13 protein-coding genes are annotated in these 12,850 nt (G+C 30.6%); 11 read left to right on the top strand and 2 right to left on the bottom strand.

The window, feature by feature from the left end:
- The 5 genes from SJY17_RS07170 to SJY17_RS07150 all read left to right on the top strand — a co-directional run bounded on the left by SJY17_RS07170 (position 1) and on the right by SJY17_RS07150 (position 4,813).
- A complete protein-coding gene (locus SJY17_RS07170) occupies positions 1 to 609 on the top strand; it encodes a bifunctional nuclease domain-containing protein (protein WP_397364819.1) in 609 nt (202 codons plus the stop codon).
- 10 nt (positions 610 to 619) lie between these two features.
- On the top strand, positions 620 to 2,308 hold the full coding sequence (locus tag SJY17_RS07165; protein ID WP_397364818.1) for a nucleoside transporter C-terminal domain-containing protein: 1,689 nt from the start codon (positions 620 to 622) through the stop codon (positions 2,306 to 2,308).
- A 181-nt stretch (positions 2,309 to 2,489) separates the two neighbouring features.
- Complete coding sequence (locus tag SJY17_RS07160; protein ID WP_397364817.1) at positions 2,490 to 3,314, top strand: thymidylate synthase; 825 nt, start codon at positions 2,490 to 2,492, stop codon at positions 3,312 to 3,314.
- 10 nt (positions 3,315 to 3,324) lie between these two features.
- Positions 3,325 to 4,200: an energy transducer TonB gene (locus tag SJY17_RS07155; protein ID WP_397364816.1), complete on the top strand. Its 876-nt coding sequence runs from the start codon at positions 3,325 to 3,327 to the stop codon at positions 4,198 to 4,200.
- Position 4,201: 1 nt separating this feature from the next.
- Entirely contained in the window at positions 4,202 to 4,813 is a 612-nt protein-coding gene (locus tag SJY17_RS07150) for an energy transducer TonB (protein WP_397364815.1), read from the top strand.
- A 41-nt stretch (positions 4,814 to 4,854) separates the two neighbouring features.
- On the opposite strand, the gene SJY17_RS07145 is transcribed toward SJY17_RS07150, so the two are convergent.
- Positions 4,855 to 5,151 (bottom strand): isoamylase early set domain-containing protein, encoded by a 297-nt coding sequence (locus tag SJY17_RS07145; protein ID WP_397364814.1) that lies wholly within the window; start codon positions 5,149 to 5,151, stop codon positions 4,855 to 4,857.
- A gap of 268 nt (positions 5,152 to 5,419) precedes the next feature.
- Between SJY17_RS07145 and SJY17_RS07140 the strand changes: the two genes are divergently transcribed.
- From SJY17_RS07140 to lspA, 6 genes are all read left to right on the top strand, one after another.
- Complete coding sequence (locus SJY17_RS07140; RefSeq protein WP_397364813.1) at positions 5,420 to 6,331, top strand: dihydrofolate reductase; 912 nt, start codon at positions 5,420 to 5,422, stop codon at positions 6,329 to 6,331.
- 11 nt (positions 6,332 to 6,342) lie between these two features.
- Positions 6,343 to 6,945 carry a hypothetical protein gene (locus SJY17_RS07135; protein ID WP_397364812.1) on the top strand — a complete coding sequence of 201 codons (603 nt, stop codon included), beginning with the start codon at positions 6,343 to 6,345 and terminating at the stop codon, positions 6,943 to 6,945.
- Positions 6,942 to 8,690, top strand: coding sequence for a hypothetical protein (locus SJY17_RS07130; RefSeq protein ID WP_397364811.1), 1,749 nt, complete (start codon positions 6,942 to 6,944; stop codon positions 8,688 to 8,690). The genes SJY17_RS07135 and SJY17_RS07130 overlap by 4 nt, the downstream gene beginning before the upstream one ends.
- Before the next feature lies 1 nt (position 8,691).
- Positions 8,692 to 10,248, top strand: coding sequence for an NAD(P)/FAD-dependent oxidoreductase (locus tag SJY17_RS07125; protein ID WP_397364810.1), 1,557 nt, complete (start codon positions 8,692 to 8,694; stop codon positions 10,246 to 10,248).
- 76 nt (positions 10,249 to 10,324) lie between these two features.
- Positions 10,325 to 11,224: an ACP S-malonyltransferase gene (gene fabD, locus SJY17_RS07120; RefSeq protein ID WP_397364809.1), complete on the top strand. Its 900-nt coding sequence runs from the start codon at positions 10,325 to 10,327 to the stop codon at positions 11,222 to 11,224.
- Positions 11,217 to 11,699 carry a signal peptidase II gene (gene lspA, locus SJY17_RS07115; RefSeq protein ID WP_397364808.1) on the top strand — a complete coding sequence of 161 codons (483 nt, stop codon included), beginning with the start codon at positions 11,217 to 11,219 and terminating at the stop codon, positions 11,697 to 11,699. Before fabD ends, lspA begins: the two co-directional genes overlap by 8 nt.
- 59 nt (positions 11,700 to 11,758) lie before the next feature.
- On the opposite strand, the gene galE is transcribed toward lspA, so the two are convergent.
- Complete coding sequence (gene galE / locus SJY17_RS07110) at positions 11,759 to 12,772, bottom strand: UDP-glucose 4-epimerase GalE (RefSeq protein ID WP_397364807.1); 1,014 nt, start codon at positions 12,770 to 12,772, stop codon at positions 11,759 to 11,761.
- Positions 12,773 to 12,850: the final 78 nt, after the last annotated feature.

Raw genomic sequence — 12,850 nt, 5'->3', positions numbered from 1 at the left:
ATGAGTTTAGTCCGATTAAATATTAAAGGTATATCCTACAGCCAAACACAAAATGGTGCTTATGCACTTATTTTAAACGAAGTGGATGGTGACCGTAAACTACCTATAGTCATTGGTGCTTTTGAAGCACAATCTATTGCTATTGCTTTAGAAAAAGAAATAAGACCACCACGACCTTTAACCCACGATTTATTCAAAAATTTTGCTGATCGATTTGATATTGTTGTCAAACAAGTTATCATTCATAAGTTAGTTGATGGTGTGTTTTACTCATCATTAATTTGCGAACGCGATAAAATTGAAGAAATTATTGATGCTAGAACTAGTGATGCAATTGCTTTAGCATTACGTTTTCAAGCTCCAATATTTACTTATAAAAACATTTTAGACAAAGCGGGAATCTATCTTAAGGTAGATCCAACATTAGAGAATGATCCAGATAATATATTAGTAGACGATATTATTAACGAAGAGTTTGAGTTAGAAACTACAGATGAAGGTTATAAATCTAATACTATAGAAGAATTACATAACCTTTTAGACGAAGCTGTTACTAATGAAGATTATGAAAAAGCAGCAAAAATTAGAGACGAAATTTCTAAACGTTAATCCCAGAACAATGAAAAACTACACACTTGCTATTATTGCTATTTTAATGAGTTTAACTTCTGGTTTTGCTCAAAACATTGAAAAAGAATGGCAATTAGAAGCAAGTCAAACACAGTCTGATTCAACAAGATTAAACCTAAATCAAAAAGATGTTTTATCTTTTAATAAAGGATCCTTTTCTCATAATAATCAATCTGGAGATTATATATTTCAAAATAACGTTTTAGTTTTTTATTATGATAATCCATCAGATGTAACAAAACGCTTAAAAATTGAAACATTAACAGATTCTACTTTAGTTTTCAAGGAAAAACAATCTGTGTATTCATTTAAAATTAAAGAAAAAACAGCAGACCAAGTAGCGGTTTCTGAAGCTAACAAAATCATTCCAAGTCAAGGGTTTTCTATAAGTAGTCTTTGGAGAGGTGTTTTAGGTATGGTTGCATTAATCTTTATTTCATTTTTATTTAGTAGTAATCGCAAAGCTATTGATTGGAAAATTGTTGTTATTGGATTAATTTTTCAGCTAATCATAGCAATTGGTGTTTTAAAAGTTGAATTTATAAAAGTTGCATTCGAGTTTGTTGGAAGTTTATTTATTAGTGTTCTTGATTTTACAAGAGCTGGAAGTAAATTTTTATTTGAAGGATTAGTTGTAGACATGGATACGTTTGGATTTATTTTCGCCTTTCAAGTATTACCAACTATTATTTTCTTTTCTGCTTTAACTTCGCTATTATTCTATTTAGGGATTATCCAAAAAATAGTAAAAGCTATGGCTTGGTTACTAACTAAAGCATTAAAAATATCAGGAGCAGAAAGTTTAAGTGTTGCGGGAAACATCTTTTTAGGACAAACTGAAGCGCCACTTTTAATAAAAGCTTATTTAGAAAAAATGACAAAATCAGAAATGCTTTTAGTCATGATTGGTGGTATGGCAACAGTAGCTGGAGCAGTATTAGCAGCTTACATTGGGTTTTTAGGAGGAGAAGACGAAGCTTTAAGATTGTTTTATGCAAAACACCTTTTAGCAGCTTCTGTAATGGCAGCTCCTGGTGCAATTGTAATTTCAAAAATATTATATCCACAAACAGAAGAAGTAAATACAGATGTAGCAGTATCACAAGACAAAATTGGGTCAAATATTCTAGACGCTATAGCAAATGGTACAACAGAAGGATTAAAACTAGCAGTTAATGTTGGTGCAATGCTTTTAGTATTTGTTGCTTTTATTGCAATGCTAAACGGAATTTTAGGATGGGTTGGAGATGTTACTAATTTAAACGATTGGATTGCTTTAAATACAAGCTATACTACATTGTCATTAGAGTTAATATTAGGTTATATTTTTGCTCCTTTAATGTGGTTAATAGGTGTTGCGCAAGCAGATATGGCGTTAATGGGACAATTATTAGGGATTAAATTAGCTGCAAGTGAGTTTGTTGGATATATTCAATTAGCAGACCTTAAAAATGTAGCTAATGCAACGCATTTAACTTACGAAAAATCAATAATCATGGCAACTTATATGTTATGTGGTTTTGCCAACTTTGCATCTATAGGTATTCAAATTGGAGGTATTGGATCTTTAGCTCCAGGACAACGTAAAACGTTATCTAAATTCGGGATGAAAGCATTACTTGGAGGTACAATTGCGTCATTAATCTCTGCAACAATTGCAGGAATGATTATTGGGTAATCAAATTCCTGTGAAGACAGGAAATCTTATACTTTGATAGTTAATAACTTTTAATATATTTAAAGCTCTAAAACATTACGTTTTAGAGCTTTCTTTTTAAATTCGTTGTTGTGGATTTATTTATTTTATTCGCAAAAAAGTCATTATTAATTAAAAGATTCCTGCCTACGCAGGAAATATTATGAAGCAATATCACGATCTAGTTAAACACATATTAGAACAAGGAAACACTAAACAAGACAGAACTGGAACAGGAACCAAAAGCGTTTTTGGTTACCAAATGCGTTTTGATTTAAGTGAAGGTTTCCCGATGGTTACTACTAAAAAACTACATTTAAAATCCATTATTTACGAACTACTTTGGTTTTTAAAAGGAGATACAAATATTGACTACCTAACAGAAAATGGAGTAAAAATATGGAATAGTTGGGCTGATGAAAATGGGGATTTAGGACCAGTTTATGGACACCAATGGAGAAATTGGAATAGCGATGAGATAGACCAAATTAAAGATGTCATCCACAGCTTAAAAAACAATCCAGATAGTAGACGTATGTTAGTATCTGCTTGGAACCCATCAGTATTACCTGATAATTCTAAAAGCTTTAGTGAGAATGTAGCTAATGGTAAAGCAGCATTACCACCTTGTCATGCCTTTTTTCAGTTTTATGTAGCAGATGGTAAATTATCGTGTCAACTATACCAACGTAGTGCAGACACCTTTTTAGGTGTACCATTTAATATAGCCTCTTATGCATTATTTACTATGATGATGGCACAAGTATGTGGTTACGAGGCTGGTGATTTTATTCACACTTTTGGAGACGCTCATATTTATAGTAATCATATTGAGCAATTAGAATTACAATTATCTAGAGAACCAAGACCTTTACCAACAATGAAAATCAATCCTAATGTAAAGGACATTTTCGATTTTAAATTCGAAGATTTTACATTAGAAAACTATAATCCACATCCACATATTAAAGGTGCAGTTGCAGTTTAATTCTTATCAAATGAAATACATATTAACACTATTATTTTTAGTTACTAGTTTTAGTTATGGTCAAAAAAAAGCAACTTATAATAGAGAACATGTTGTGTTTCCTGGTTGTGAAAACGCAGAAGACCTAGCAAAATGTTACGAGACAAATTTGCTTCAATTTATTGACTCTTCTTTAACAAAAGAAATCACTCAAAAAATTATTAAATACTCTAAAAAAGATACTATTAAGATTTATAGTCGATTGTATTTTGACGAAAAAGGTGCAATCATCAAAAAACATTCTGGGTTTTCAAGCTCTGCAGATAGCACTAAAAATCAACTAGATTATTTAATCACTAAATTCCCAAAAGTCGGTCCAGTTTTAGACCAATATAATAATGGAGTTGCAGATTATAAAAACTCGATGTTTGGTTTTCAAGTCGATAGAAAAAACAACACCTTAGTATCTATTAAAGACTACCAACCAGAAGAAGTCCCTTATTCAATAATAGAAAATGTACCAAGATATAAAGGGTGTCCTGCAATTTTAAGTAATGAAATTGCAAAAAAATGTATGAGTGCTAAAGTTTCAAAGCATGTTAGTAGTCATTTTAATGGAAATCTAGCTAGTAGTCTAGATTTAAGTCCAGGAATAAAAAAAATATATGTCTTTTTTAAAATTAATAAAGAAGGAAAAGTAACCAGTATAAAAGCTAGAGCACCTCATCCAGCACTTGAAAAAGAAGCCATTAGAGTCATTTCTTTAATTCCTGATCTTGATGCTCCAGGAATGCAACGTGGCAAACCAGCTACTGTACCTTATAGCCTACCCATAACCTTTAGCATAGAAGAAACTGCAGCTCAAAAAAGAGAGCGTAAAAGACTTAAACGCAAACAAAGACATTAAAATGAAAAAAACATTATTATTTGCTATAGTTATTCTATTTGCACAATTATCTTTTAGTCAAACCAATGACGATATAATTGTTGAAGAAGTTGAAGAACTTGAAGAAGACCCAATTGTACCTTTCTCAATAATCGAAAAAGTACCAGTTTATGAAGGTTGTCAAAAATTTAAAACTAATAAAGATTTAAAAAATTGTTTTAGTAATTCTGTTTCAAAACATGTTGCAAAAAAATTTAATACAGACCTTGCAAATGATTTAGGCTTAGATGCTGGTCGTGTAAGGATAATAGCAATGTTTACAATTGACAAAGATGGAAACATTATAAACATTAAAACTAGAGCACCACACCCTAAATTACAAGAAGAAGCTAAAAGAGTTATTAATTTAATTCCAAAAATGCATGCCTCTGGAATACAAAGAGGGAAACCTGTTAAGGTTAATTTTGCACTACCAATAACATTTATTGTCGAAGATAACTCAACACCAGAACAACTTACCCCAAAAAAACCTTTAACTAAAAAAGAAAAAAAGGCTTTAGAAAAACAAAAGAAGAAAAAAGAAAAAGCGTGGAAGAAAGCTCAAAAAAAGAGACTTAAAGCTTTAGAAGAATAACCACATAAAAAAGGAGCATTTTAAAATGCTCCTTTTTTAATTTATAAATTAATTACGCTATTGTCTGTTGCAGCATAGTCGCTCCAAGCATAAGCATCAGCTTCTGCTTCATTTTGCCACTCGCCATCAACTACATATTTAAACTCATAAGCTTGACCAGCTTCAAGATTAACAGTTCCTTTAAAGGTTCCGTTTTTTAATTTTTTTAATGGTTCTGCTTTAGTATTCCAGTTATTCCAATTTCCTGCAACTGCTACTTTTTTTGCATCTTGTGCAGGTACAGTAAAAGTCACTTTACAAACTGGTTTACTTTTTAAAAATTGTTTCTTAATTGCCATAATATTAGTAATTTAATAATTCAAAATTAGACAAGATTTTTTCACTCATCAATATAAAAAATAACTAATTTTAAACTTTTATGAGATTAATAAAATTAAAGGTTAAAAATATTGTTTTTGTTAAAAACAAACCTTTAAATTATCATTATTAATAACACAAATAAAAAAGCTAAACATCTGAAAATCAAATTATATCGTTTTCGTTAAAAAAATCAAAAACAAAAATCTTATAAAATAATAGTAACTTTACATATATCAAATTATAAATATGTTTGGATTAAAGAAAAAAGAAGTACCTCAAATAGATAAAGAGCAGTTAGAGCTTATAAAAAATGCACAACGCAGAATAAAACAAAAAAAACGCTTGTATGCTCACTTTGTAGTATTCTTAATTGGTGCTGTACTTTTAATAATAGCAAATACTATTTTAGGTATAGGTAAAGACACCAAGTTTTTTGGCATCAATTGGTTTGTATTTGCCATTATGGGATGGCTGTTTTTCTTTTTATATCATGTGTTTACAGTATTTGTTACCACAAAATTTATGGGTAAAGATTGGGAGGAACAGCAATTAGAGAAATTGGTCAATAAGCAACAAGTACGCATTGAAAAACTAAAGCATAAAATAGAAAAAGAAGATCTTAATATTGCAGAAAGCGAAGTCTTTCAAGCAAAAACAAGTAAAATTGTAAACAATCTAACCATGATTGTTGCAGCTGGAGAAAACAACGAGATTGGAAAAAACAATGATCTTATTTGGCATTTACGTGACGACTTAAAACGCTTTAAAGCCTTAACTTCTGGTCATCATATAATTATGGGTCGCAAGACTTTTGAGAGCTTCCCAAAGCCTTTACCAAACCGTACACATGTTGTAATTTCTAGACAAGCCCATTACAAAGCTCCAGAAGGTGTTATAGTTGTAAATAGTTTAGAAGAAGCTATCTCTGTTAGTAATAAAGACACGCAACCATTTATAATTGGTGGTGGAGAAATATATAAATTAGCAATGCCTTATGCTTCAAAAATAGAATTAACACGTGTACATGCTACTTTTGATGCAGATACATTTTTCCCAGAAGTAGACTCTTCTATTTGGAAAGAAACGTCTAACATCTTTAATAAAATAGATGATAATCATGAGTTTGAGTTTTCTTTTTTGACTTATGAGAGAAAATAAAATATTTAATAATGAAAAAAGAAGGTTATTTAAATAGAAAAAATGCAATCTATCTAGCACTTATCTCAGCTTTTTCTTTGATATCTGTAGCTTTAATCAATAATTCTTGTGAAAGTAACGAGCCAGTAAAGGAAACTAAAGAAGTTATTTTTGATGGCTCTGAAGCTGAAGAAAATAATGTGACCATCAATAAACAAGAAGCTCAAACCAATAATGGGATTATAATTGGTACACAAAATAATAACAATACAACTTTAAATAAAGTTGAGAAAGATGTAAGTGGATATTATTTTTTAGGGAGTTCAGAATTATTAACTCAAATAAGGAAGAAAAAACTTGTAAAAATAAATGTAGATGCCAAAAACACTTTTAAATTATCGCATAGTAATAACTTAAGGAGGTATAACGAAAACTCTAATAACTATCAATATCGAGGTGGTTATGTTATTTTATATTTTAATGATAACATATGTCATGAATTTAATGACTTAATAATTGATGAAATACCCATCAATACTAAATCTAAAATAAACAAAATAATCAACGATAAGATAAATCAAATTGTTAAACTCAATATGCAGCAATTTGAAAACGCCATTTTAGATTGTATATGAAAAAAAACATATTTCTCTTACTAGTATTATTAAGTTCTTTTTGTTTTTCTCAAAACAAGATAGAAGAAAGCTCAATAATGACTTATTATGAAGGTGAAGGCTATCTGCAATTATTTATTGAAAGTACATTAAAAGAATTAAAAAACAACAATGAGAAAAAACTTTTTAAAAGTGTAAATGTTTTAAACAGATTATTCTCTGAAAATAATTTTAATGATAAAGTTCAAGACCTATTAGAATCTTACTCAACCGCTTTAGATAAAAATAAAAGTGAATATACCGAAGAAGATAAAAAATTAAGAGAGAATATAAAACAAAGTATAATCGAATATGAATACTTTCTAAGAGTCAAAACAATAACTTTAGTTGAGTTAGTTGAATTCCAATTTCAACTTTCTAAAACTCGTAAAACTAATAACGATTTTGTTAATTCTCAACCTATAAAAGAATTGATAATCACAGAAGATGTTTTTATAAACCCTAAAGATTCAAATTATAAGCAAATTTTAAAAAATTCTATTCAAAAATTATTTAGTGATTCTAATAGCCCACCAATTGCAGAGTTATACTTTTTGGGTGAAAAATTAAAACCTGTTGACTCAATTACTATACCCATTAACACTGATTTCGAAATTGATGGCTCTACATCTGGAGATTTTGAAACTGAAAATTTAAGGTATATTTGGAGGAATGTTACACCTCCATTTCAAAAAATACAAACTACAAAAAAATTAAATTTAATTAAAAATGCGGTTAAGCAAACAATAAATTTAGATGAAATAAATGAATATAAGTTAGGGTTCAGCGTACATGATGGTATTACAAAATCAAACGAAATTATTCTAAATATAAAGACCAAACCTAAACCTAAAAAGATTGAGTTCTCATCAAATATTGTTCAATCCAATAACTTCTTAACTATCTTTAAATTCAAAAAAGGAATTAAAACCAAAATGTCTGGTATATTTAGAATAAATAAAGACTCAATAAATGAAAATGACATAATTATTTCAGAAGAAAAACTTAAGAATAAAGTTTTCAAAAAAAATGACACTTCAATAGTAAAAATAATCAATTCCCCTAGATTAATAAATTCTTTACTAGTATTAAATTCAAATTTTGAAAATGAATTTTCTAAAGATTATTATGTTTATTCAAAAGATAAATTAGACTATATCAGCCAAGAAAATAAAATTACACATTCAAAAAAAACTTTTTTACCTTTTAGTGTAAATGTAGATAATAGTTTTGTACTTATTCAAGACAATAAATCAAAAGAAGACCCTGATTTATTTAGTACAATAATTGGAGTACGAAAGATATATATGAATTTCTTATTATCAAGAAATATTGAGTTTTCATTTGGGCTTTCTAATTTTAATAAAACTGTAGATTATGAAGACTATAAATTAGATTTTCCAGCTAGTTACTTAGAATTAAAATATATCAAACATAATTATAGTTTATCTAAAAAAGAAAACCCAACGACAGCTTATTTGAAAGGGATTTATACATCTTACAACAGTAGAGTCTTAAATCCAAACAATGAATCAGGATTTGACTATAAAAGCTTTAATAGTATTGGTTTAGGTATTGGCTCAACAATAAAATTTTTATGGATTAAAGATTTCGACTTGGACTTAAAAATAGATTTAAGTTATTCAAGATTTTTAGATGAACTTCAAAACTTAGGAGCCACAGAGCTTAGTATAGGTTTAATATATAGACCTTTCACAATTCATTAACATGGTAAAAGACATCCAACTTCGTGTTTCTTTAAAAGAAGAAGAAATTCCAGATATTTTATTAAAAAAATCTGCAGAATGGCTATCCATTTCTCGTGATACAATTTCTAGTATAAAAGTCTTACGTAAGTCTATTGATGCCAGAAAACCTAAAATAATTTTCAACTATAAAGTTTCGGTTTTTATAAACGAACCTGTTCCAGAAACCTCAGATTACACCTTTAATTATCAAGACGTATCTAAAGCAAAACCCATCCATATTATAGGTTTTGGACCAGCAGGAATGTGGGCAGCTCTACGTTGTATTGAGTTAGGTTTTAAACCTATAGTTTTAGAACGTGGTGCCAATGTAAAAGACAGACGTCGCGATTTAAAAGCCATAAATCAAGATCATTTTGTAAACGAAGATTCTAACTATTGCTTTGGAGAAGGTGGAGCAGGAACCTATAGTGATGGTAAATTATATACACGTAGTTTAAAACGTGGTGATGTTAGACGTATTTTCGAAAATCTTGTATTTCATGGCGCAACAGACCAAATTCTGGTCGATGCGCATCCACACATTGGGACCAATAAGCTACCAAAAGTGGTTCAGAATATTAGAGAGAATATTATAAAATATGGTGGAGAAGTTCATTTTAATACTCGTGTAACGGATTTTACAATACAAAACAATACTATTAAAGCTATACAACTTCAAAATGGAGACGAACTAGCAACAGATAAAGTTATACTTGCAACAGGTCATTCTGCAAGAGATATTTTTAATTTATTACACAATAAAAATATTGCAATTAAAGCTAAATCCTTTGCAATGGGAGTTAGAGCAGAACATCCACAACATATCATAGATTCTATTCAATACCATTGTCAAGGTCCAAGACCAGAAATTTTACCTGCTGCGTCGTACAGTTTAGTAAAGCAAGTTAATGGACGTGGTGTATATAGTTTTTGTATGTGTCCAGGTGGATTTATTGTACCAGCTGCAACTGCTAATGGAGAAGTTGTAGTAAACGGAATGTCTCCTTCTAGACGTAACAACAAATTTGCAAACTCTGGGATAGTAGTCGAGATTAATGCAGATCGCGATCTTAAAAAATACGAACATTTTGGAGCTTTAAAAGCTTTACAGTTTCAAAAAGATTTAGAAAAACTAGCCTTTACAGCTGGAGGACGTAGTCAAGTTGCACCAGCACAACGTATGACAGATTTTGTAGAAGGACACTTATCCAATAGCTTAAACGAAACGTCTTACCAACCTGGTTTAAAAAGTGCTCCTTTACATAGTTTGTTTCCTAAATTAATTGGTGCTTCTTTACGTAAAGGCTTTAAAGCTTTTGGAGATAAAATGAAAGGTTATTATACCGAAGAAGCTAATATTATTGGTGTAGAATCACGCACGTCATCTCCTGTTAGCATACCAAGAACAGATACTTTAGCACATCCAGAAATTACAAATTTATACCCTTGTGGAGAAGGTGGTGGTTATGCTGGAGGAATTATTAGTGCTGCAATGGATGGAGAACGTTGTGCAGAAGCTGCAACAGGGAATATTTAAGAAAATAAAGTCAAGAATACAGACTAATTATAACTAAAAAAAATATCCTTATTTTTGCCACTTAAATAAAAAATCAATGAAAGCATATATATTTCCAGGTCAAGGTGCTAAGTTCTCAGGAATGGGTTTAGACTTATACGAAAACTCACCAGAAGCACAACATTTATTTGAAGATGCCAATGAAATTTTAGGTTTCAACATCACAGACATTATGTTTGAAGGTACTGCTGAGCAGTTAAAAGAAACTAAAGTAACACAACCTGCTATCTTTTTACACTCAGTAATTTTAGCAAAGACTTTAGGTGATAGTTTTAAACCAGAAATGGTTGCAGGACATAGTTTAGGAGAATTTTCGGCTTTAGTAACTGCTGGAGCATTAAGCTTTGAGGATGGATTAAAATTAGTATCTCAACGTGCACAAGCCATGCAAAAAGCTTGCGAATTACAACCAAGTACTATGGCTGCAGTATTAGGTTTAGAAGACCAAGTTGTAGAAGACATTTGTAATAAAATAGAGGGTGTTGTTGTAGCCGCAAATTATAATTGTCCTGGACAATTAGTAATTTCTGGAGAGGTTGATGCTATTGAGCGTGCATGCGAAGCTATGAAAGACGCTGGAGCACGACGTGCATTAATACTTCCAGTTGGAGGAGCATTCCACTCGCCAATGATGGAACCAGCTAGAGAAGAACTTGCAGCAGCTATTGAAAACACAACATTTAGCAAACCTAATTGCCCAATTTATCAAAACGTAACTGCAACAGCAATTACTGATGAAGACGAGATAAAAGCGAATTTAATATCTCAATTAACTGCTCCTGTACGTTGGACACAATCTGTACAACAAATGATTAAAGATGGAGCCACTTTATTTACTGAAGTTGGTCCAGGAAAAGTATTACAAGGTTTAGTTAGAAAAATAGATAGAGAAGCTCAAACAGCATCTGCAACCTTTGAAACTAAAGGTGATGAGTAGTAGAAACATATTAATTACTGGATTAATTTTACTTAACATTATATTGGATCAAGTCTCTAAATTTATTGTTAGAGCTGATGTTATTGCTGGTACAGAAACCGAAATTTTTGGTCAGTATTTTACACTTCATAATGTAGAGAACAAAGGTGCCTTTTTAGGTATGGGAAGCGACTTTAGTCCTACGTTACGTATTTTACTATTATTAGTTTTACCTATTATTGTTTTAGCTTTAGTTTTAAGACATATAATAATTGACAAAACTATGAATACAATGACCTTAGTTGGGTTTTGTTGTATAATTGGTGGTGGAGTTGCAAATGTATATGACAGGGTTGTTTATGGTTCTGTAACCGATTTTTTACACATAGATTTAGGTGGTATGTTTAGAACAGGAATTTTCAACTTAGCAGATGTCTCTGTTATGGTTGGAATGGGTTGCTTAATTGTTGGTAGTTTCAAAACTAAAAAAGCATAAACTTTTTAACTTATATAAAAAAGCCTCGATAAAATCGAGGCTTTTTTTATGTTTTAATTTTACTGTAATTTTTGTTGCCAATTCCAAGCAGATAACATGGCGTCTTCAAGAGATGACTCTGCTTTCCAACCTAAATCTGTATTAGCTTTTGTTGTTTCTGCGTATGCCGAAATTATATCTCCTGGACGTCTGCCAACGATTTTATAGTTTAGTTTTTTATTAGATACTTTTTCAAACGCTTTTATAACTTCTAGCACAGAACTTCCTTTACCTGTCCCTAAATTAAAAACTTCAAAGTTGTCTTTGTTTTTATTGTCTAGTAAACGTTGCAAAGCTATAACATGTGCTTTGGCTAAATCTACAACATGAATATAGTCTCTAATACATGTTCCATCTTCTGTTGGATAATCGTCTCCATACACTGATAACTGCTCTCTTATTCCTGCTCCTGTTTGCATAATATATGGTATCAGGTTTTGAGGTACACCAATTGGCAACTCTCCAATGTTTGAAGATGGATGTGCACCAATTGGGTTAAAATAACGCAGAGCAATACTGTTTACTTTTGGATTAACCTTACAGATATCTTTAATAATATCTTCTCCTATTTTTTTTGTGTTTCCGTAAGGTGATTCTGCTTGTTTTACTGGTGCAGATTCTGATATTGGCATTTTATCTGCTTGTCCATAAACTGTACAAGAAGAGCTAAAAATAAAATTAGAAACATCTAATTTTGTTAATTCTTGCAGAATATATACCAAGGTCCCAATATTGTTTTCGTAATATTTTAATGGGTTACTTACACTCTCCCCAACTGCTTTACTTGCTGCAAAATGTATAACCCCTTTTATATCTTGATGCTTTTTAAAAAAAGCTTGAATATCTGGTTTATTTTTTAAATCTAGCTTTTCAAAAACAGGTGTTTTACCAGTTATTGATACTATACCATCTAATACATCTATTGAAGAATTTGATAAATCATCAATGATTACTACTTCATATCCTTTGTTTTGAAGCTCGACAACTGTATGTGACCCTATAAAACCTAATCCTCCTGTGACTAATATTTTCATCGATTGTTTTTATTTGCGTTAGGGATTGAAGCGTTATCCTTTTTTTGCTGCCATATATGGCAAAAAAAGATTTAAGCG

The sequence above is a fragment of the Olleya sp. R77988 genome, from assembly GCF_044594215.1.
GTDB lineage: Bacteria > Bacteroidota > Bacteroidia > Flavobacteriales > Flavobacteriaceae > Olleya.
Note: the sequence above shows the minus strand (reverse complement) of the source record. Positions and strands in the feature narration are given on the sequence as shown.